Origin of the sequence: Pseudomonas sp. ANT_H4 (assembly GCF_008369295.1) — a bacterium.
GTDB lineage: Bacteria > Pseudomonadota > Gammaproteobacteria > Pseudomonadales > Pseudomonadaceae > Aquipseudomonas.
In genome coordinates this window covers 1-21,778 of sequence record NZ_VOBG01000044.1, presented here as the reverse complement: position 1 = coordinate 21,778, position 21,778 = coordinate 1, and the positions used below count along the sequence as shown (strand labels likewise).

The following is a 21,778-nucleotide window of genomic DNA, read 5'->3' as shown; positions in this document are numbered from 1 at the left end:
GGTAGAGGTACACTTTTTCAACTTTGGCGTCGGGACGCATCATGGTTGCAGGCTCCTGAAAGAGATCGGGAGCACAGCTTCAGGCTTCAACTGACGGATTTGAATGTGGGCACGGTGGATCGCTTACCGACCAGCTTGCGTTCAGGTGTCATAGAGAGAGAACGGCTCATGAGGTATCTCAGTTCATTTGAGTTTGGTTAATTTCGATGGCGCCGAGTATAAACCCAGGAGGGTGTCTGATCTTTGTATAAATGGTCATTAGGTGCCCATTGCCTTTGCCAAGGAGTGAATTGCCCTGATTGTGTAGACACAAATGACTGGCAGCTATGGGTCGATTTCAGTCAGTCGAGACAGGCAGAAAACGGCCAAAAGTAACCCGTTGTTGCTTCGAGCAGCTCATCTATCAGATCGATCGCCTGGGAAACTGGCGTGGCACCGTCAATGTCGAGCTGGCGTTCAGCGGGAGCTTCCTCCCGCTGGAAACCGAAGGATCCTAATCCTGCGCCAGTAATCAGAAGCTGATTGTTGGAACGATTTGGGATAGGCCCCTTGTCTGCCAACGGCCCGAAATCGATTCAGTCAGCGCCGCAAGCCGGTCTGCATTTCAGGGTGGTTATCACGGTCACTTCAGTCGCCATAACTCTAGACCGGGCCGGAACGTTCTGCGCCAACTGAACCTTGAGCGGCTGGCAGAGTTTGATTTTGGTCACTCGGTATATTTCTGATGCGAAGGACATCTTCAAGTACCTCCTTGAAAATCGGTGCTGCAATCGCTCCCCCGAAGTAACCCTTGGCGGTGGGCTCATCCACCAATACAGCCATAATGAACTCAGGCGCGTTGGCCGGAGCGATACCCACGAATATGGCTCTATATTTATTGCTTTGATATCCGCCACTGGATGCCTTGCGTGAGGTCCCGCTTTTACCCGCAATTACATAACCTTTGATTGCTGCGCGCTTTCCGCCTGCTCCAGGTCCATCGACTGCATGCACCAACATGTCCAGAATACTGTTGGCGACCTCCGGGCTTATGACATTGCGGGGTGGCTGTGCCTCACCTTTGATTATCGATAATGGAACCAGGTTTCCATTATTTGCAAAGACGGTATAAGCCTGAGCTAGTTGAGCCAAGTTGACCGACAAACTGTATCCGTATGAAAGGCTAGCGGTGGCGATATCTGACCATACCCTCTTGGTTGGAACAGTCCCAACACTTTCCCCTGGAAAGTAGACCGAGGTGTTGTTTCCGAATCCCAGCTCAATCAGCAATCGCGAAATGACTGCTCCACCTGTCGGAATCGCGACCTTGCTCATGCCGACATTTGAAGAGCGGCGGATGATGCCCGGCAGGTCTAACTGATTGTCCCTACCCACATCTCGAATCGTATATCCATTAATTTTTACGAAGCCAGGCGCTATTTGAATGATGGCATTTTTGTCAACTATACCAGCTGTCAGAACGGCGGCCATACTGAATGGCTTTATCACTGATCCCGGTTCATATACGTCAGTAAATACTCGGTTTCGAATGACGTCCGCGCTAAAGCTTTTACGCGCATTTGGATTGAATGAGGGCATCGTGGATAATGCTAATATCTCTCCTGTTTTAGCGTGTATAAGAATTGCACTTGCCGACCGTGCTGCATTGTTCTTAAGTCCTTTCAATAGTGCTTTTTCAACGTAGTGCTGAAGGGTGGAGTCAATTGTTAAATATAGATCCTCTCCAGGGGTGATGAGCTTGTGCACAAGGATTTCGCTAGTGACTCTCTTGCGTAAATTCAAGGTGAGTTCTTCTAGGCCAGACATGCCTGAAAGTTTATGATTGTACATTAATTCAATGCCTTCAATGCCCTTTTGGTCAATGTTGGTGAAGCCTAATGTCTGAGCTAGCATCGAAGACTGCGGATAAAATCGCTTGTATTCCTGGCGCTCATAGATGCCTGGGATAGATAATTTTATTATCTTCCTTGCGACCTCTGGATCAACCCTTCTGGCTAAATAAGCGAAGGATTTGCCTTGGGAGTTCAATGTCAAATGGCTAATCAGCGAGGCATCAATATCAAGATGCTCGTTCAATATTACTGCCTGCTGTTTAGTTGGGGTGAACTGTTTAGGATTCACCCACAAGGTGCTGACGGGTGTGGAGACCGCCAAGGGCTGTTTGAATCGATCAAATATAGTGCCGCGGACGGGAACTGTTTCAGTCAGTCGCGTTGAACGTTTGCGGCCTTCGTTATTCAAGAACTCATGAGAAAAAATTGTAAGGTGAATAATCCTTGCCGCAAGTACCATTGAAAGGAAATAAAAAATAGCTAAAATTATCGTAAATCTTGGATTTTGCGCTAGGAGACTCATGCAGCTTTCCTGATTTATACGTACTATGAAAAAAACAGCCTAACTAACTTATTACTATTTTGCTTGGTATTATTAAGAAACAGTTTTTCATGAGTTACGGGAAAACAATTACGGTGAATCAAGAGTGAAATGCAGATGTTTCAAGCGAGTCTAGTCCCTTGCTATTTCGTAATGCCGTACCAGTTCGCAGTAACGGCGCGGATCCCTGCGTTTTTCATACCCTGTTAAAAGACGGTGAGAGAAATCGATGTCTTCGAAGCTGAATGACCGTTTTTGGCCGATTGCTACCGGTCACCAAGGGCTGCAATCGACCCAAAGCGAGCACTCAAGTTCGAGATGACTTACTTAGCCTGCCGTCGTTTGAGCGCCTACCTTACTAATCAATCTCAGCCAACACCTTGAGAGGCGTAACAAGAGCAGCCCAATCCTGATCGAGTGGCGACCAGGCGGTTGTTCGATGCCATGACGGGGATGAGGAAAATCGACATCGCGGCGAGCTAAGGAGCGTTGAGGCGTTAACGGAGGCTGCCTGGCCCTGACGCGGGATCAGGACGGATGTGCGATGGATATGGACTTATGACTTCACGGTGATCATCGGCGCGCGTTAGAACAGGCTGGTTGGGCATCGCCGTTCACTGCTTGATCCGCTCTGGAATAGCAATCCGGCTCGTCGTCTTCACCTCCCGCAATGCCAAACTCGACTGAATCGACGCAATCCCCAACTGGCGCCGCAACACGCTTTCAACAAACTCACTGTAACTGTCCAGATCCTCAGCCAACACCTGCAACAAATAGTCGGCATCACCAGTGATCTTGTGGCACGACTGCACCTGTGGCAGTTGCTTGATCACCGCTTCGAAGGCTTCAGGGGTGTGGTCGGTGTGGGTGGCAAAGCGGATATGCACGAAGGCCATGATATCCAGGCCCAGCTTGCGTCGGTCCAGGTTGGCCTGGTAGTCCTTGATCACGCCTTCTTCTTCCAAACGTTTACGCCGTCGCCAGCAAGGTGTGAGGCTCAGGGACAGGCGCTCGCTCAGTTCGGCGTTGGAGATACTGGCGTCTTCCTGCAGCAGGGCGAGGATCGCAAGGTCGGTATCGTCAAGCGCGGCATGCTTGGTTGTTTTTTTCATTATTGAATGTCTTTGGGGAAAATATTCCCGATTACGCTAGCATCACGAGAAGTAAAAGCAAAGAAAGCCCCTTGCGGCCAGAACAAAATAGACGCCTGGATCTCATTAGGCGGATATGTACTCATGCTGACTATTTTTAGCGACTCCCATCGTTTGCACCATGGCACCGAATTGAAGGACGGCGTGCTCAAGCCGTCTTTCGAGCAGCCGAGCAGGGCGGACACCGTTCGTGATCGCGTCAGGCAGGTAGAGCTTGGCGATATCATCGTCCCGCGCACGTTCGACCGCTCGTGCTACGTCAACGCCCACAGCGAGCGCTACGTGTCCTTTCTGGAAACAGCCTGGGCGCAATGGACCGCCATCGGCCGCAGCCATGACGCATTGCCGCTAGTCTGGCCGGTTCGCGACCTGGCCAACGATCAGGCCCCCGACTTTATCGACGGCAAGCTCGGCTTCTTCGCCATGGATGCCGGCTCGCCGATCACCGCGACCACCTGGGAAGCGGTCAAGACCAGCGCTGACATCGCGCTCACCGGCCTGGCCTTGATCGACGAGGGTCACAACAGTGCCTTCGCCCTGTGCCGTCCGCCCGGCCACCACGCCGCGCGGGAATACATGGGCGGCTATTGCTACTTGAACAACGCGGCCATCGCGGCGCAACAGGCGATCACCCAAGGAGCCAAACGCGTCGCGGTGCTGGACGTGGATTTCCACCATGGCAATGGCACACAAAACATCTTCTTTGATCGCAGCGACGTGATGTTTGTCTCCCTGCATGGCGAGCCATCGGTGTCCTATCCCTATTTTTCCGGGTTCAGTACCGAACGCGGTGCCGGTGCGGGCGAGGGGTTCAACCTGAATTACCCGTTGCCAAAAAACACCACCTGGCCAACCTACAAAACAGCCTTGATCGACGCCTGCCAAAAGCTGCGCAACTTCGCGCCTGAAGTGCTGGTGATTTCCCTGGGCGTCGACACCTTCAAGGACGACTCCATCAGCCATTTCCTCCTGGAAAGTCATGACTTCACCGGCATGGGCGAAATCATCTCCAGCGTAGGCGTGCCCACGCTCTTTGTGATGGAGGGCGGCTACATGGTCGATGAGATTGGCATCAATGCAGTCAACGTGCTGCGAGGCTATGAAAGCAAACATGCCTGAAAGTTGACCCCCTGAGTCCGAGCCCCACCCACAATAAAAATCGCCCGATATTTTTCTGCCAAAACTCAAAAACATAAGATCAAGAGGTTTTGTGATGAAAACAACTACGCCTGGGTTAATCGAAAAGCCTGCGTTGCAGCGCACCTTGAGCAATCGTCATATTCAACTCATGGCCATGGGCGGGGCGATCGGCACCGGCCTGTTCATGGGATCCGGCAAGATCATTGCCCTGTCCGGCACCTCGATCATCCTGATCTACATGATCATCGGCCTGTTCGTGTACTTCGTCATGCGTGCCATGGGCGAGTTGCTGTTATCCAACCTGAACTTCAAAAGCTTCGCCGACTTTGCCGGCGCTTACCTCGGGCCGCGCGCGGCGTTCTTTCTCGGCTGGTCTTATTGGTTGAGTTGGAGTGTGGCAGTGGTGGGGGATGCGGTGGTGGTGGGCGGGTTTTTCTAGTACTGGTTCCCCGATGTACCCGCCTGGATTCCCGCCATTGGCATGATGCTGACGTTGTTCGCCTTGAACGTACTGACCGTCAAACTGTTCGGCGAAGTGGAGTTCTGGTTCGCGATCATCAAGATCATTGCCGTCGTCACCTTGATCGGTGTGAGTGTGGCGCTGATCGCCAGCTCCTTTGTATCGCCCACCGGCGTTACCGCATCCCTGACAAACCTGCTGGATAAGCAGGCGGTATTTCCCAATGGCCTGTTTGGCTTCTTCGCCGGTTTCCAGATGGCAGTCTTCTCCTTCGCCGGCACTGAACTGATCGGCACCGCGGCCGCCGAAACCCGCTCCCCGGAAAAGACCTTGCCCAAGGCGATCAACTCCATACCACTGCGGATCATTCTGTTTTACGTGCTGGCCCTGGCTTGCATCATTGCTGTGACGTCCTGGCAGCAGGTGTCGCCGAGCAAGAGTCCGTTTGTTGAACTGTTCCTGATAGCGGGCTTTCCGGCGGCGGCTGGTATCGTCAACTTTGTGGTACTGACCTCGGCGGCATCGTCCGCCAACAGCGGGGTGTTCTCCGCCAGCCGCATGCTGTTTGGCCTGGCGGACCTGGGCAATGCGCCGGGGATCTTCCGCCGGCTGTCGAAAAACAGCGTGCCGTTTATCAGCCTGGCCTTCACCACCTTTCTGATGCTGCTGGGGGTGTTGCTGCTGTTTATCGTCCCGGAAGTGATGACCGCCTTTACCATCGTCTCGACGGTATCGGCGATCCTGGTGATCTTTACCTGGTCGACCATCCTGGCGTCCTACATTGCCTACCGCAAAAAAAGACCTGACCTGCATGCACAATCGCTCTACAAAATGCCGGGTGGGGTACCGATGGCCTGGTTCTCCCTGGCGTTCCTGGCATTTGTGCTGTGCTTGCTGGCCTTGCGGCCGGATACACGATTGGCGCTGTGCGTGATGCCCGCGTGGTTTATCTGGCTGGCCATCGCCTACCAGCTCTCGCATTTGCGGAATCGGTTTGTGGCGAGCGCGGTGGCCGGGCGAGTGGGTTGACGCTACTTTCCAGTCCGGTCCCCGCGAAAGCTTCATCCGCACGCTTTAGCAAGCGCTTTCCCGGTCCTGATCCGCTTGATTCTGCTGTTCCGCCTGCTGGCAGGATGCCACAATGCCATTTTGTCGCAGCATTATGATCAGGCGGATCAAATGAATGGCCTTGGGCGTGGGCAGGACCAGGATTTTTCCATAGAGGAACAGGTGCGCACTGATCGACTGCACCAGTTGTTTCGCCAATCATTTTTTGCCGTTTTCGGCAGTTATATGGCCGCGATCATGCTCTGTTGGTTGTGCTGGGACCGGTTTGAGCACAACGTCATGGTCAGCTGGCTGGCGCTGCTGGCGGGGGCGACGCTGCTGCGTGTCGCGATGTTCATGGCCTATTTTCGCAGCCCTAAAAGTGAACGCACGCCCCAGCGCTGGGAGCGCCGCTACTGGAGCACCCTGGTGCTATCCGCTGGGATCTGGGGGGCCGGCGCGTTTGCGGTGATGCCCACCGACGATCGGCTGTCCCAGGCGCTGGTCATGCTGTTTGCCGTGGGCATGTCGGTCAGCGCGGTGTCGTGTTACTCGGCATACCGTTACATGACGCTGGGGTCTATCGGCCTGGTGTTGTTGCCCTGCACCCTGTGGCTACTGTTTCAACCGGCATCGATGCAAGTGGGCATGGCCATGGCGGTTCTGGTTTTCTCTTCGTTTGTGGTGGGCGCCACGCGCAAATTGTCCGAGGCCTTGGAGACTGCCTTTCGCCTGACCCGGGAAATGGAGCGGGCCCACAACATCTCCACCCGTGCCGCACAGACCGATGAACTCACCGGCCTGATGAACCGCCGGGCTTTCTTCGAGCATGCCCAGCTGTTGTACAACCAGTGCAAACGCAACCAACAGCCGTTGTGTGTGTTGATGCTGGATATGGATCACTTCAAGGCTATCAACGATACCTACGGCCACCAGGCCGGCGATCAGGTATTGCGCCAGATCGGCGGGGTGATCAGTGCGTCGTTTCGCCAGGCTGATGTTTATGGTCGCCTGGGTGGCGAGGAGTTCGCGGTGCTGCTGCCGGACACCACTGTCGAGGTGGCGCGGGACATTGCCGAGCAACTGATCCGCGCCATCGCGGGCTTGATTACCGAACCGGTACTTGGCCTGACCGCCAGCCTCGGTGTCGCCTCGACGCAATCAGTGGACGACGATCTGCACGGCCTGATGAACACCGCCGACAAAGCGCTGTATCGCGCCAAGGCCCAAGGGCGCAATCAGGTGGCGGTGGCGTCGTAGAGTGCGCTCAATCCTTGCGCATAGCCTTGGCCAGCCCCCGCGTGCCTGGCCGTCCATCGCGTTCCGTCATCTATTTACTGCACCCCGAACAACCCCGTCCAATAAATTCCCGCATCACTTTTCGGGTCAAGTCCATAAGCAGCGCCCAATTCGCGCAACTGCGGGTTCATCAGGTTGGCGCAATGGCCAGGGCTGGCGAGCCAGCCGTCGACCACCTTGCGTGGGGTGTCCAGGCCGGCGGCGATGTTTTCGCTGATTGCCTGGCCGATATAGCCCGCCAGTTCCGCTCGGTCGCCCGGCGTACGACCGTCGCGGTCAAGGTGATCGAAGAAATTGTTGTTGGCCATGTTGCGCGAGTGACTGTCGGCGGCGCTGGCAAGTTGGGTGTTCCAGGCCAGTGGTTTGGTCGCTGCGAAGGCTTGTCCGCCACATTGGCGCGGTTGATTGCGGGCGGCGTTGATCATCTCAAGTACTTGCTGGCCGGCAGCCTGCGAGCTACCCAGGCCGCGGGTCAGTAGCGGACGGGCCAGCACGATGCGCCAGTCCTGGCCATTATTGCTCACGCCGATGTCGACGAATTGCGGGTCCAGCACCACCCGGCAGAAGCTTTCGCGCACGGCCTTCATGGCGGACTGGGCGTCCCGTGGGCCGGACAGGCTGATGGCCTGGACGTTGACCATCGGGTACGCCGCCCGCGCCAGCGCCTGTTGCAGGTCACCGGCGTTGTTGACCGGCAGCACCAGGCGCGCATCGGTGGCCAGGGGGGGCAACTCCTGGGAACCCTGGTTGCCACAACGTTGCACCTGGCTGCGGTACTGGTTGATCGAATCTACTAATTGGCTTTCTTCGCTCGCCGACGCCTGGGCACAGAACACCAGACTGGCGGCCAGCGTCGTAAACCCCATCATCAATGACAGCACGCGCATGGACGTTATCCTTGAGCTTAAAAGTGCCCATGATGCGCGATGAAGGGGCATCCATGCACCCGTTGGTCAGTTTTTTGGTCAGTTCTTGAACGCCGAGTGCTTGCGGCCCTGATCACACAGGGCAAACACCACCACCAGCACCGAGGCGATTGCGAGGATGATCACCACGCCATCCGTTGAATGGGTAGCCGACGACGCCACCAGCGACAACGCCCCAAGCGGCGCCAGGCCACCGGCGATGGCAGTACCGATTTCGCGTCCGGTGCCGAAGCCTGAAGAACGGGTCTGGGTAGGAAACTGACGGCTGAGGAACGACCCCTGGGGCGCAAACATCATCGGCGCGAGAATACCGGTGCCCACACCAATGGCGATGTAGATCATCAGGCTTTCACCAGTGTTGAGCAGCGCCAGGAACGGGTAGGCAAACAGCAGCGACAACACACCGCCGAGCATCAGCTCCTTCTTGCTGCTCCACTTGTCGCACAGCCAGCCGAAGCAGGGCACGGCGACGATGGCGATCAGGCTGGCAATGGTCACCGACAACGAGGTGACATGCACATCAATACCCTTGAACTGGGTGAGGTAGGCCAGGGAAAAGGTTTTGAAGATATAGCTCAGGGCGTTGTAGCCAACCGCCACGAAAAACACCACGGCCAGGCCCTTGAGGTCGTTCTTGAACAGGGCCTTGAGCGGCGATACCTTGGACTTGGCGGTTTCCTTGCTCAGCTCTTTGAATTCCGGGGTTTCCGGGATGCTGTTACGCACCCATAAGCCGACACCCACCAGCGCAATGCTGCAGATGAACGGGATACGCCAGCCGCCAGCCAAAAGGAATTCGTTGCCGTTGATGGTCAGCAGGTACACGGTCAGCGAGGACAGCAGCAGGCCCAGGTTCAGCCCCAGCGCCGGCCAGGCACCTTGGCTGCCGCGCTTGCCTTCGGATGCGTGCTCGTAGGACGTGACCGCCGCGCCGGACAATTCGGCACCGGCGCCCAGCCCTTGGATGATCCGGATAAACACCAGGACAATCGGCGCCCAGATGCCGATGGACGCGTAGCTTGGGATCAGGCCGATCAGTGTGGTGCACACACCCATCATGCAGAAAGTGATCACCAATACGTGTTTGCGGCCGAACTTGTCCCCCAGGTAACCAAACAGAACGCCGCCGAAGGGGCGGGCGATAAAACCAATGGCAAAGGTGGAGAAGGCCATCAGCGTGGCGGCTTTCGGGTCACTGTTATCAAAGAATATTTTCGAAAAGACAATCGCCGCCATGGTTGCGTAGAGGTAAAAGTCATACCACTCCAGCATCGAGCCAAAGATGGTGGCGGCAGCGACCTTGCGCAGGCGTTTTTTGGTTTGTGCCGGGGTTTCCACGGCGGCGGTGTTGTGGGCTGGTGCCGTCATTCTGTACTTCCTTATGAGTCATTATATTTATTGTTAAATTGACGCTTACTACGCCCCAGGGGCCGTTTTTCGGCGATAGGGGGTTGGCAGTCCACCTCTTGGCGAAGTCAACCGACGGATAAAACGGGTGGGTTTCAGCTGGACTTGAACATACGGTCGGCGATCATTTCGCCAATGGGAATGGCCGAGGTCGCGGCGGGCGAAGGTGCGTTGCACACGTGCAACATGCGCGGCGTCTGGGCGAACAGGAAATCGTGGACCAGCGTGCCGTCGCGCATGACTGCCTGGGCACGAATGCCTGCTTCGTAGGGCAGCAGATCGTCAATCTCCAGGGACGGGCAATACTTGCGGCATTGCTCCAGGTAGCCGGACTTGAACAGTGAGTTTTTCATCTCGACGCTGCCGGAGCCCAGGTTCTGCCAGATGGTTTTCCAGAAGCCCGGGAAGCTGGCGTACTCGGCCACGTCTCGCCAGTTGATGGAAAACTTCTTGTAGTTCTCACGACCCAGGCCCAGCACAGCATTGGGGCCGACGGTGACGCTGCCATCGATCATCCGGGTGAGGTGTACGCCCAGGAACGGCAACTCCGGGTCCGGGATCGGGTAGATCAAGTGATTGACGATGTTGTTTTTCGCCGCAGGCAAACGGAAGTATTCACCACGAAACGGGATGATCTGGTGGTCAATGTCGATCCCGGCCAGGGTCGCCAAGCGATCCGATTGCAGGCCCGCGCAGGCCACCAGGTGCCTGGCTTGCCAGGCGCCGTCGTGGGTGCTGACGGTGACCTTGTCGGTATCTTCCTGGATCGCGGTGACGGTTTTTTCCAGGCGGATTTCACCGCCACTTCGGCGAATGACTCCGGCCATGGTTTCGCAGACCTGGCGGTAATCGACGATGCCGGTGGCGTCGAGGAACAGCCCGCCGAGCCCGACAATATTGGGTTCGCGCTGGCGCAGTTGATCGGCGTCTAGGCGCTCGACCTTCATGCCATTGAGTTGCGAGCGGGCGTAAAGCGCCTCCATCCGCTCCACTTCCAGCGCCGTGGAGGCCACCAGCAATTTGCCGCACACCTCGAACTTAATGCCGTGCTCGGTGCAGAACTGCTTGGTCGCCTCGGCGCCGCGCTTGCACAGGTCCGCCTTGAGGCTGCCCGGCGCGTAGTAGATGCCGGCATGGATCACGCCGCTGTTGTGACCAGTCTGGTGTTTGGCAAGCGCCGGTTCCTTTTCCAGAATCACCAAGGATGCCTCGGGCTGGCGCTTGAGCAGCTCCATCGCGGTGGCGAGGCCGACGATACCGCCGCCAATGATGCAAAAGTCATAAATCATGGTGTGTGGCTACCTAGAATCAATACATTTCAGTCTGCTTATCAGGTTGTCAGACTAATATTTTTGTTAAAAAAACGGCGCACTAGAGGCACGCTTCAAATAGTTGGGTGAATCAATCAATCGGTGGCAGGCAGTTCAAGTTGTAGGCGTTTGGCGGCGGCACGCAAGTGCGCTTCGGCGGTCGCGGCTGCGCCCTGGGCGTCACCGTCGGCGATGGCCTGGTAGAGCGCCTGGTGTTCCTGGGTGGCGTCGGCCGAGCCGCTGGCAAAACGCGATGCCGAGTTTTCCCAGGCGGTTTTACGGGCGCTCGCCAACTGGCTTCTGAGGAAGTCATGGAAGGCGACAAAGTAGTCGTTCTTGCTGGCTTCGGCGATGGCCCGGTGAAATTCCACGTCGGCGAGGGCGGCGGCTTCGAAGTCGGCGCGCTTGTCGTGCATTTCCTGCAAGGCCTGTTTCATGCGCTTGAGGTCAGTGGCGTCACGGCGGCGGGCGGCAATGGAGGCGGCCTGGGTTTCGATCCACAGGCGCACTTCGAACATTTGCGCCAAGTCTGGCCGGCGCCCGTCTTTTTCCGGGAAACGGAAAACAGTTCCGGTCGGCGTTTGCGAAATGAATGAGCCCAGGCCGCGCCGGGCGGTCAGTACGCCATCGGCCTTGAGCTGGGCAATGGCTTCGCGCACCACGGAGCGGCTAACGTTGAGCTGTTCGGCCAACTGTTGCTCGGTGGGTAGGCGCGACTCGGGCGCGAGCTGTCCGGAATCGATCTCGGTACGAATGGCGTTGACGACACGCACGACGAGCGAATCAGGGCGCTGGAGTTCAAGCATAGAAGCAAAACCTTAGTGGTCAGGTTGTCAGACAATAGCCGCGGTGATTTTCTCTTGTCAAGGCGCCCGTGAAAGCTGGGTGGCTGCCGAGCGATGGCTCAAGGCAATCAGCAACGCCGCGCCGATCAACCCCAGCGCCACGGCGAAGGTGATGCGCAGGCCGCTGCCAACCGTTTCAGGCGTGGCTACCGTGATGTCGCCCGTGGCCAAGGCGAAGACCGCGCCCAGCGCCCAGGCGCCAGTGATCAGTCCCAGATTGCGCGACAGGTTTAGCAGGCCTGCGATCACGCCGCGCCGATCCGTCGCCACATTGCTCATCACGTTGGTGTTGTTGGCCGTCAGGAACTGGGCGTAGCCGAGGGTGAGGATGGCGAGGGCGCCGATATACCCGGTAACGCCCAGGTTCAGCGGCGTCAGCGCCAGCAACAGGCAGCCGCCAAGCATGCCAGCCAGGCCTGCGAGGGTCATGGGATGGCCACCAAAACGATCGGTCAGACGGCCCGCAGGTATTCCCACTAGCGCAACAATGCATGGCCCGACCACCATCACCAAGCCCATTGAGGCCGGGTCAAGCCCTACTCCATGGGTCAGGTAGAACGGCCCGGCCACCAGCGTTGTCATCATGACGGCAGAGACCAGCGTACTCATGCAAAGCCCGGCTCTTAGCGGCGCGTCGCGTAACACCGAGAAAAAATTGAAATCGGCTCGCGTCGAATTCTGCTCATTACAGTCGACCATCAGATAGCGGCGGGTGAGGGCAAACGTCAGCACGCCCAGCGGCACCATGAAGAAGAACAACGCCTGCCAGCCCCATCCAGCGATCAACACGCCGCCAATACCTGGCCCCAGTGCGGTGCCAATGGCAGACATCGTGCCCAGTAAACCCATGGCGTGGCCGGTCCGGTCTTTGGGTACCGTCTCGCCGACCAGGGCCATCGTCATTGCCATCATGGTTGCCGCACCGAGACCTTGCAGAGCGCGTGCGCCTATCAGCAGTCCCAGAGAAGGCGCGGCACCGCACAGTGCGCAGGCCAGGGTGAACAGTGCCAGCCCCGCCAGCAACAGACGGCGGCGGCCTAGGCGATCACCCAGTCGGCCGACACTGACAATCACCGCAGTAATTGCCAGCAGGTAAGCCAGGACGACCCATTGCACCGCCTGCAATGACGCATCAAAAGCCTGGGCCAGGCTTGGCAGGCCGACATTGGCGATGCTGGTGCCCAGGGACGCCAGCAGCATGGACAGCGACAGGCTGGCGAGGGCGCCGCGAGGGGTTAGGGATGTCATGGGCGGTTCCTTGTTCTGACCACTGCCAAACGGACAGCTGTCAGAAAGTTACGCCCTCGCATAACATGGCGGAAGACGCAGCAGTTGCACTCTATGCTTGCGCCTGACGCCTTGTGAGGATTGCCCCGTGTCGACCCCTGATTTCAATCTGCTGGTTACCCTGGACGTGTTGCTTGCCGAAGGCAGCGTCGCCCGTGCCGCACAGCGTTTACGCCTGAGCCCGTCGGCGATGAGCCGAGCCCTGGCGCGCTTGCGTGAGACTACCGGCGATCCGCTGCTGGTGCGCGCCGGTCGCGGCCTGGTGCCGACACCGCGTGCCCTTGAGCTGCGCGAACAGGTCAGCCAGTTGGTGCAGGACGCCGAGGCGGTGCTGCGTCCGGCCCAGACTCTGGACCTTATACACTTGGTGCGCACCTTCACCCTGCGCACCAGCGAAGGCTTTGTCGAAAGTTTCGGCCCGGCACTGCTCGCCCGTGTTGCCGAACAAGCCCCCGGCGTGCGGTTGCGCTTCGTGCACAAGCCGGACAAGGACAGCACGCCCTTGCGCGACGGCAGCGTCGACCTGGAGACCGGCGTAGTCGACAGTAACGCCAGCCCCGAGGTGTTGACCCAGGCGCTGTTTCGCGACCGTTTTATCGGCGTGGTGCGCAGTGATCATCCGCTGAGCCAGGGCAAGATCACGCTGGCCCGCTATGCGGCAGGCAAGCACATCTACGTGTCCCGACGCGGGCGCGACAGGGGGCAGATTGACGATGCTCTTGAGTCTCTCGAACTGACGCGAGACATCGTCACCATCGTCTCCGGTTTCTCTACCGCACTGGCTCTGGCGCGCAGCACTGACCTGATCGCCAGCGTCCCTGAGCGACACACCAGCGGCCTGCGGGATGGCCTGTATAGTTTTGCGTTGCCGGTCGAGTTGCCGGTGTTCAGTGTCGCGATGCTCTGGCATCCACGCCTGGATGCCGATTTGGCGCACCGCTGGTTGCGCGGTTGCCTGCGCGAGGTGTGTGCGCAGTGAAACAACGCATCTGCGTCGAGGTGTTGCTGCAACAGGTACACTCTGCCCAGCCTTGATGCGACACACCAGGAAACAGGAATTCAATGTTCAGCCTTACCCACTATGAAACCCCGTGCCCCGAGCACATCAACAGCCAGATCTTGCAGATGGTGGTCGACTACCTGACTGACATCAGTATGGTTGCTATCGCGCCGAGCAACCTGCTCTACAACGTCTACCAATATACGATCGGTTATGAAGTGCACCTGTACCTGGAAGCGGTCGGAGGCTCGAAGGGGATTGCGGTTGAACTGATCGTCGCCGTGGACGAGCAGGCCCCGGCACAGGCCATCGGCTTTTTGCTGTACCTGCCGGTCAAGGGCGACCCCGACGCGTGCGGCGTGGCCTATATGGCGGTGCATGCCAGTCATCGGCGCCAGGGCGTGGCGCGAGCGATGATGCAGGACATGCTCGCTCGCTACCCTCATGCCGAACTGACCTGCGCCGTGGAAAAGGTACCGGCGTTTGAATCCATGGGCTTTCAGGTCCGGGGCGTACGCGGTACTCAGGTGTTGATGAACACCCGCGACTACAGCACCGATGGCTTGATGGGGCTGTTGGATGTGGCGTCGATCTACAGTTCGTTGGAAGTGCGGCAGATTCACACCTATCTGCTGCAAAAACACGGCAAGCGGGCAATGGTCGACGCCGAAAAACAGCGAGACCGGCACTTCGACCAGATGACGCACAAGGCCCAGGGTTTTGTGCGCGGGCGTTTGGGCGAGGACTGAAAAAACGCCCCCTTACTTCTCCAGGCGTGCACCGCGATTGACCATCGCCTTGATGTTGGCAAACAGTTCTTCCTGCGCCTCCAGCGGGCTGACTTCACCGCTGGCAGCCGCATGGGACAACGCCTCGGCCGCGCCGAGCATTGCCCGCAGACTCGCCTGGGAAATGGCACCTGACACTGCAAAAGGGGCGAGGGCGGCGCGGCACTTCTCCATGAAAATCATCTCGTACTCGCGCTTGAGGGTTTCCAGCTCCGGCGAACTGCTCAGTGCTGCGATCACGCCCGGTATCTCCCGGCCCTGGAACAGCACGCAGTCGACATAGGACGAAGCGATCACCCACGCGCGCTCATCAAGGGTCGGTTCGCTGGCCTCCAGGGCACAGGCCATCAACTGGTTCTGGCGTCCGTCGAAATCCTCATACAGCGCCGCCAACAGGCCGGCCCGCGTAGTGAAGTGGTCATACACCACCGGTTTGGTCACGCCCGCCATTTCTGCCAGTCGACCAAGGGTCAGTGCTTCAGTGCCTTCTTCACGAACCAACTGCCAGGCAACATCCAGCAACTGGCGCAGGCGATCCTCCCGCGCCAGGCGACGGCGTGGCTGTGGGGTGTTCGTTTCGGTGCTTGACATGCTTATATACCAAAAATACCTTACCAAAGGTAACTTATGTCCAGCCTATACGGTTCGCCTTCTGCTCGCAAATTGCCCCGGAGTCTTCGCCATGCACGCGCTTATCGTTGTTGCTCACCACGATCCTCAGTCCCTCACCCATAGCCTCGCCACACAATTGGCCGAAGGCCTGGCCCTGTCCGGCGATACGTTCGACATCGCCGACCTGGCCGCCGAAGGCTTCGACCCACGTTTCACCCTGGCCGATCACGCCGTCCACCGCACCCAGGCAACGCCACCCGCCGATGTTCTCGCCGAACAAGCACGGATCGACCGCGCCGATGCGCTGGTACTAGTGTTCCCGGTCTACTGGTGGTCCATGCCAGCGTTGCTCAAGGGCTGGATTGACCGAGTCTTTGCCAACGGCTGGGCCTTCGATTTCAGCCTCGACGCCAAGCTGGTGAAAAAGCTCGGACACCTGCACGTGCAGTTGATTGGCGTGGGCGGCGCCGATGGCGGCACTTATGAGCGCCATGGTTATGCCGAGGCCATGCGCACGCAAATTGACCATGGAATTTTTGATTATTGTGGGGCGAGGGTGGTGGGTTCGCAGTTGTTGCTGGAGTCGGAGACGGCTGAGCCTCAGGTTCATCTGGCAGCAGTTCGGGCGATGGGGCGTGACGGGGTTATGTTTTCCAGGTAATAGCCGGCACACTGTTTTTGGCCTTTTGGCGGCAGATCGACCGTGCTACCCCGGCAGAGCTTGATCTGCACGTCATTCTGGACAACAGCTCGACTCACAAAACGGCGGCCATCAAGCAATGGCTAGAAAAACACCCGCGTTTCAAACTGCACTTCACACCAACCAGTGCCTTGTGGATGAACGCAGTAGAAGGCTGGTTCGCTCAACTGGAAATACGGGCGCTGTATCGTGGCGTCTTCACCAGCGTGGCCGAACTAAAAGCAGCTATCCGTCAATTTATTGAGGCTCACAATGAACTTTCAGGCTCAGCCTTTTCGGTGGAACAAAACAGCGGAATCAATCATCAGTTCTGTAAAATCCCTTCATCTCAATCAGGAAGCGCTTGCGACGGGTCTGCTTACGTTTGCCGGCGTACTCGGCATCGGCGAAGGACATCTGTTTCATCGGGGCTCAACCGTTCAATTGGTGTGAGGCGGGTATTTCACCAGATTGGGAAGTCTTTTTCAGAGTTTTCCTGGGTGTTTTCGCCATATATAAAGCTTGCTTCATGAGTAAATATGTCCGTCCCCCTTTATCCGTTTGCTTAACTGTGGATATAGTTGTAGACGCCCTCTTGGGTTATTTCTTGGATTTCGTTTTTTTTGATTGCATCGACTAATTTTGCTTGGACAAGGTCTCCCCGCGATTCGCTACGAGCGGGCTAAAAAATATACTTATTCAGTCCTTTGCCTTAAAAGTGCATCAACATGCTCCAGCCATAATTTTCCGCTTTTCCACTCGTGAGGGTAATAGTAGCCGCAGCCAATTTCCGTGAATAAAAGATACTGTAATTCTTGCTCTGTTTTATTGGTTAGTAAAAGCGCTTTTAGCTCATGGTGTGCGTTTTTAAAGGTGTCTGTTGAACATTCGGATATAAAACTGAAGATCACATCATCCGCATTGTCGTGGTCATCAATCCAGTCCTCATCGAAGTAACCAGCGAGAAGTTGTTGTAGTTGCGAATAATCTTTATTCATGGGTTCGGGTAGCCTGTCTGAATTCTATAGCCATCTGGCATGCTCTTATCTCTACCTAGGATTAGGTAAACTTCACGCCCTGGAACGGTTGTCTTCGTACCTCGTGTTAAACTAGATCACAACAGGTTGTGAAGACTTTTGAGTGATGACGGTTTTTGGGCTCTTTCGTTTAATAAAGGCATTTATTTTGGTTTCGTTGTCTGCTATCACTTTTGATATTGCCGACTCGGCTGTCGCACGATCAGGGAAGGTAAATGCCTTGGGGAAATGAAAGTAAAGGAGGCGGATCTATTTGGTTTTTTGAAATTTCACGTTAATAAAATAGTCCCCTTTATCAGCTATTTCAGCCTCGACGCCAAGCTGGTGAAAAAGCTCGGACACCTGCAAGTGCAGTTGATTGGCGTGGGCGGCGCCGATGGCGGCACTTATGAGCGCCATGGTTATGCCGAGGCCATGCGCACTCAAATTGACCATGGAATTTTTGATTATTGTGGGGCGAGGGTGGTGGGTCCTGGTTGCTATGTCGCCTCCCTTTATCAAAGGCTATGCATGTAATCGTAAATACTGCTTTTAGTTATTTCTTTTGCTTCTGTTTCATTGATTTTTAATAGGATGTTTTTTTATGCTTGGAGTGACATATTAACTGGATGGCTCCGTAAGTCTCCCCATTGAAAAATCGAATAGACAAAGTTGCATTGTCGGACAGTATCAGCCTGAAGTCGTCCGTGGTTGATATGTAATCAAGAGCACTTAGCTTTTGCCAGAGATCGGTAGTCTCACTGTTTGGTGTTTTCATCAGTCGCACTGAGCCGCGAGTGCTGCCCAGCGTTGATGGATCTACTTTTGTAGCGGGCGTATTTATGTACTTTATGTAGGAGTATATGGAGGTGGCTTCATTTTTCTTCAAGGTGTCTCCGGGGCCAGCTTTTTTTGAAAAGCTCTTTAAAGCCAGATACTCCTGAGTTTTGCTGTATGGCTTTATTCCAAAAGTGCCCCAACTCACTACTATAGGCCAGGTTTTCATGAGTAACAACTCAAGCTTGCACCAAGATGGCCACACTTCTATGAGCGTGTGATTAAGTAAGGTAAGTGTTATGTAATCCTTGTCGTCACTAGGGCAACCCTGATCCCAAGGATAGATGCCGTCCTCATATATAAATACTGTTTTCATTTGCTATCTCTTGAAGTAAGTGTGCGAAAGTAAATGGGGCGGATCTATTTGATTTTTTGAAATTTTACGTTAATAAATTCGCCCCCTTTATCAGCTCGTACATTTCAGATGTTTCAGAACCAGCGGCGCCAATATTGTTCTTGCCAGACCGTAAACTCCATTAACGATGCGTTTCGGTTACACGTTATTTTTTAGATTGTTCCGTCTGAAGCAGGAAGTTTTTCATTTTTAGTTAGTTGGATCGTCCCAATAAGGTTCGATAAATTTTGTCTGCGGAACTATTAGTCTGCTGATCTGGGGGCGTTTGTGTAGACAGATGGGCCGGAAAGTGAGGGGTGTCTAGTTTTAAACTCAAATGATGAGTTTGGGGACTCAGCATGCACCAAGAAATAGCCGTCATGCTTTTGTACAGAGATTTTCATTGTTTCACTTGTAGGTATATTTTTGATTAGAACATCGCTGAGTCCACCGCAGCTCAAACCTATTCTGCAAGTGTTAAATCCTTCTTTTATCCACTTTTTAGGAGGTGCATCAGGAAGCTCAGATATGTCAAATGCTACATGTATATGTGAGCGATTATTGTCGATTTCGATTGAAAAAAGTGTTATTTCGCCGATGGCTATAGGGCTGGCGAATACTTTGTTGAAAAAAATACTTCTATCGAAGTCATTCCAAAATTTCATCTTTTCACCTCGAAGTTGTAGTGATTCTTTACGCCATCAAGCTTTCCATTTCGTGTGTTGCTGATAGGGCGCAGGTTGAAGTGTGCACCTTGGTCGCCAACACCTCCAGACGCACCAAATTTGTGTCCTGCGCTATGCTCTTGAATAACAATTTTTGAGCCGTCCTCACGAGTGTACTCATACTCTCTGGTAAGAATCGGTTTTCCTTTAGTGTCTAAAATTTCGTTGTTTTGCAAGTCTTTCATTCTGATGTACTTGAATTGTTTTATTTGTCCGGTTTCTGCATCAAATACAGGGTTTGGATGCTGTTTTGTCGGTATTTTTGCGTCTGACTTAGCCTGCCTAAATGCACCGCTGCGAGAAGCCTCCGGTGCCTCCGGTTCTGAAGATTTGTTGCAGTGGAGTTTGCTTTTTTCGTTTCCAGGGCAGTTGGCACTCAACCCCAACGGATCAACCCACCCCGTAGGGTTAGGCACATATTGATATCCGTTCAGCCCACCCGCCAGTTTCACCGGGTCGGGCGTCAGGTAGCGGCCGTTGTCGGGATTGTAGTAGCGATGGCGGTTGTAGTGCAGCCCGCTTTCTTGATCGAAGTACTGGCCCTGAAAGCGCAGCGGGTTGTTGACGGTGTTAACGTCAAGCTTCGCGATTTGGCCGTAGGCGCGGTAGTGGGCGGACCAGACGATTTCGCCGTTGGGATTCGTCAGTTCCTGGGGCGTGCCAAGGTGGTCGAGTTGGTAGTGGAAGGGTTTAGTGGCTTCTGGGCCAAAGCCTTCAAGCAGGGCTAACGGGCGGAAGCTGTCGGGTTCGTAAACGTAGCTGCGGTGATGATCGGCGCTGTGTTCGGCGATCAACGTGTCGCCTTGCCAGAAGAATTCGGTGGTTTGGCCGTTGAGGGTTTTGGCTATGCGCCGACCAAACGGGTCGTAGCGGTAGCTGGCGTGGGTGCCGTCGGGTTGGGTGACAGTGATCAGACGGTGTTGGCAGTCGTAGCGGTATTCGGTGACCAGTTGCTGGGCGCGACCTCGGCGTTCGCGCAGGAGGTTGCCGAAGGCGTCGTAGTCGTAGTGGCGATCGCCTTGCATCAGCAGGCGGTTGCCTTTGATCACGCCGGGGCCCATGCGGTCTTGCATCAGCAGGTTGCCGGCCGGGTCGTGGGCGAAGCGTTCTTGCAGGTCTTGTGAGTGGTTGGCGCGGGTTAGGCGGTCCAGGGGGTCGTAGTGGTAGTCGTGCTGGCCTTTGCGGGTGTCGAGGATGCGGGTCAGGTTGCCGCGCTTGTCGTAGTCGTATTGGCGGCGGTAGTGGCGTTGTTCTTGTTGAGTCAGGGCGTGGGTGTGTAGGCGGCCTTGGTCGTCGTAGTGGTAGTGGCTGAGGAGTTGGCCTTGCTGGCGCTGGTGTTCGCGGCCTGATTTGAACAGGTGCGAGGTGAGCGTTTTGCCGTTGAGTTCGATGGTGGCGAGGTGGCCGCCTTTGTCGTGCTGGAAAACGAGACGATTGTTGTCCGGCAGGCGCAGGCTTTTGAGCTGGCCGCAGTGGTCGTAGCCATAGCGCAAGGTGCCCCAGCCTTGGTGCTCGGCCGTGAGGCGGTTCTGAATGTCGTATTCGTAATTGAGCGGCCAGTGGCCGTCGTCGACGCTGAGCAGATTGCCGAGGCGGTCGTAGGTGTAATCGACAATGCTGCGGTCGGGCAGGGTTTTTCTGACGAGTCTGCCGGCACTATCGCGCTCATATCGGGTAACCAGCTGACTGTCATCATCGCCGTACTCGGTCTTCTCCAGCAGATGGCCGTTAAGGTCGTAGGTATACCCGGTGCGCCGGCCATCAAAGCCGGTCTCCTGCTGGATCAACCCGTTGGCGTGGTAGGCGAGCTGATAGGTTTCGCCAATCTCGTTTTCGATTTCGGTCAGCAGCAGCCGGGTGTTGTCGTAGCGGTACTTGAGAAGCGTGCCGTCAGGGTTGATTCGACGACTGATCAGGTGCAGACCGTCGGCATACTCGTAGCGCGTAACACGCCCCAACTCGTCGTGTTCGGCGGTGATTTTTCCGTAGGGGTTGTAGCTGTAGGCGCGGGTGGCACCGCCCGGCAATACCACCTGAGTCAGCCGTCCAACGCTGTCCCATTGATACTGGGTCAGTGCTCCGTATTCATCCTCACGCGCCACTTGCCGGCCAAGATCGTCATAGCGATAGCGCCGCACACCACCGTTGGGTAGTTTTTCCTCTACCCGTTGACCGAAGTCATTCCAGCTCAGGCGCTGACAGCTGTGGTCCGGATACCAAACCTCCGTCAGTTGGCCGTGTTTGTTGTAGCTGTAGTCGGTAACAAAACCATCGGGATCAGTCTTGCGGGTGATATCGCCTTGATCATTGCGCTGGTATTTCCAGACGGCTTCACCACGGCGCACAACCCGCACGAAACCGTTGTGATGCTCGTAGGACGTCGGCTCATCGTCCCCCGGAAACAGCGCAATCAGTCGACCAGCTTCGTCGTACTGATACGCCGTCACCGCCCCGAGCGGGTCCTGCTCGACCGTCAGCCGGCCCTTATCGTCGTAGGATTTGAAGTGCTCCGCGCCGTCCGGATCAATCCGCTGCACCAGCC

The 21,778-nt window shown here is 56.0% G+C and carries 18 protein-coding genes and 3 pseudogenes; 9 read left to right on the top strand and 12 right to left on the bottom strand.

Annotation, left to right across the window (positions count from 1 at the left end; translation table 11 throughout):
* On the top strand, positions 1–201 hold a 201-nt coding region (locus FQ182_RS30090; protein WP_218575111.1), incomplete at its 5' end, for a hypothetical protein.
* A 441-nt stretch (positions 202–642) separates the two neighbouring features.
* On the opposite strand, the gene FQ182_RS28780 is transcribed toward FQ182_RS30090, so the two are convergent.
* Together FQ182_RS28780 and FQ182_RS28770 are read right to left on the bottom strand one after the other, a co-directional pair.
* Positions 643–2,355 (bottom strand): penicillin-binding protein 2, encoded by a 1,713-nt coding sequence (locus FQ182_RS28780; RefSeq protein ID WP_149494066.1) that lies wholly within the window; start codon positions 2,353–2,355, stop codon positions 643–645.
* Between the two features lie 632 nt (positions 2,356–2,987).
* Complete coding sequence (locus tag FQ182_RS28770; protein WP_149415059.1) at positions 2,988–3,485, bottom strand: Lrp/AsnC family transcriptional regulator; 498 nt, start codon at positions 3,483–3,485, stop codon at positions 2,988–2,990.
* A 123-nt stretch (positions 3,486–3,608) separates the two neighbouring features.
* Between FQ182_RS28770 and FQ182_RS28765 the strand changes: the two genes are divergently transcribed.
* From FQ182_RS28765 to FQ182_RS28755, 3 genes and pseudogenes are all read left to right on the top strand, one after another.
* Complete coding sequence (locus FQ182_RS28765; protein WP_149415060.1) at positions 3,609–4,643, top strand: histone deacetylase family protein; 1,035 nt, start codon at positions 3,609–3,611, stop codon at positions 4,641–4,643.
* A 94-nt stretch (positions 4,644–4,737) separates the two neighbouring features.
* Positions 4,738–6,153, top strand: a pseudogene (locus tag FQ182_RS28760) (amino acid permease).
* Positions 6,154–6,303: 150 nt separating this feature from the next.
* A complete protein-coding gene (locus FQ182_RS28755) occupies positions 6,304–7,431 on the top strand; it encodes a GGDEF domain-containing protein (RefSeq protein ID WP_149415061.1) in 1,128 nt (375 codons plus the stop codon).
* 74 nt (positions 7,432–7,505) lie between these two features.
* Here the strand turns inward: FQ182_RS28755 and FQ182_RS28750 are convergent, their stop codons facing one another.
* From FQ182_RS28750 to FQ182_RS28730, 5 genes are all read right to left on the bottom strand, one after another.
* Positions 7,506–8,357, bottom strand: coding sequence for a CAP domain-containing protein (locus tag FQ182_RS28750; protein ID WP_149415062.1), 852 nt, complete (start codon positions 8,355–8,357; stop codon positions 7,506–7,508).
* A gap of 78 nt (positions 8,358–8,435) precedes the next feature.
* Positions 8,436–9,764: an MFS transporter gene (locus FQ182_RS28745; RefSeq protein WP_149415063.1), complete on the bottom strand. Its 1,329-nt coding sequence runs from the start codon at positions 9,762–9,764 to the stop codon at positions 8,436–8,438.
* 134 nt (positions 9,765–9,898) lie between these two features.
* On the bottom strand, positions 9,899–11,092 hold the full coding sequence (gene lhgO, locus FQ182_RS28740; protein ID WP_149415064.1) for an L-2-hydroxyglutarate oxidase: 1,194 nt from the start codon (positions 11,090–11,092) through the stop codon (positions 9,899–9,901).
* A gap of 116 nt (positions 11,093–11,208) precedes the next feature.
* Positions 11,209–11,919 (bottom strand): FadR/GntR family transcriptional regulator, encoded by a 711-nt coding sequence (locus FQ182_RS28735; protein ID WP_149415065.1) that lies wholly within the window; start codon positions 11,917–11,919, stop codon positions 11,209–11,211.
* 57 nt (positions 11,920–11,976) lie between these two features.
* Complete coding sequence (locus FQ182_RS28730; RefSeq protein ID WP_149415066.1) at positions 11,977–13,206, bottom strand: MFS transporter; 1,230 nt, start codon at positions 13,204–13,206, stop codon at positions 11,977–11,979.
* Positions 13,207–13,333: 127 nt separating this feature from the next.
* Here FQ182_RS28730 and FQ182_RS28725 point away from each other — a divergent pair, with 127 nt between their 5' ends.
* Both FQ182_RS28725 and FQ182_RS28720 read left to right on the top strand, forming a co-directional pair.
* A complete protein-coding gene (locus FQ182_RS28725) occupies positions 13,334–14,224 on the top strand; it encodes a LysR family transcriptional regulator (RefSeq protein WP_149415067.1) in 891 nt (296 codons plus the stop codon).
* 83 nt (positions 14,225–14,307) lie between these two features.
* A complete protein-coding gene (locus FQ182_RS28720) occupies positions 14,308–14,994 on the top strand; it encodes a GNAT family N-acetyltransferase (protein ID WP_149415068.1) in 687 nt (228 codons plus the stop codon).
* A gap of 12 nt (positions 14,995–15,006) precedes the next feature.
* On the opposite strand, the gene FQ182_RS28715 is transcribed toward FQ182_RS28720, so the two are convergent.
* Positions 15,007–15,624, bottom strand: a complete 618-nt coding sequence (locus tag FQ182_RS28715; RefSeq protein WP_149415069.1) for a TetR/AcrR family transcriptional regulator — start codon at positions 15,622–15,624, stop codon at positions 15,007–15,009.
* Between the two features lie 91 nt (positions 15,625–15,715).
* On the opposite strand from FQ182_RS28715, the gene FQ182_RS28710 reads away from it, so the two are divergent.
* Both FQ182_RS28710 and FQ182_RS28705 read left to right on the top strand, forming a co-directional pair.
* On the top strand, positions 15,716–16,306 hold the full coding sequence (locus FQ182_RS28710; protein ID WP_149415070.1) for an NAD(P)H-dependent oxidoreductase: 591 nt from the start codon (positions 15,716–15,718) through the stop codon (positions 16,304–16,306).
* A gap of 14 nt (positions 16,307–16,320) precedes the next feature.
* Positions 16,321–16,678, top strand: a pseudogene (locus FQ182_RS28705) (transposase); the annotation flags it as partial.
* Between the two features lie 341 nt (positions 16,679–17,019).
* Here FQ182_RS28705 and FQ182_RS28700 read toward each other — a convergent pair.
* Entirely contained in the window at positions 17,020–17,322 is a 303-nt protein-coding gene (locus FQ182_RS28700; RefSeq protein ID WP_149415071.1) for a contact-dependent growth inhibition system immunity protein, read from the bottom strand.
* Positions 17,323–17,682: 360 nt separating this feature from the next.
* Here FQ182_RS28700 and FQ182_RS28690 point away from each other — a divergent pair.
* A pseudogene (locus FQ182_RS28690) lies at positions 17,683–17,829 on the top strand (flavodoxin family protein); the annotation flags it as partial.
* A gap of 97 nt (positions 17,830–17,926) precedes the next feature.
* Here the strand turns inward: FQ182_RS28690 and FQ182_RS28685 are convergent.
* The 3 genes from FQ182_RS28685 to FQ182_RS28675 form a co-directional block, all read right to left on the bottom strand.
* Entirely contained in the window at positions 17,927–18,493 is a 567-nt protein-coding gene (locus FQ182_RS28685) for a hypothetical protein (protein ID WP_149415072.1), read from the bottom strand.
* 281 nt (positions 18,494–18,774) lie between these two features.
* Complete coding sequence (locus FQ182_RS28680; protein ID WP_149415073.1) at positions 18,775–19,176, bottom strand: Imm50 family immunity protein; 402 nt, start codon at positions 19,174–19,176, stop codon at positions 18,775–18,777.
* Positions 19,173–21,778: RHS repeat-associated core domain-containing protein (locus FQ182_RS28675; RefSeq protein ID WP_178114552.1), on the bottom strand; the 2,606-nt coding region annotated here is incomplete at its 5' end. The genes FQ182_RS28680 and FQ182_RS28675, both read right to left, overlap by 4 nt.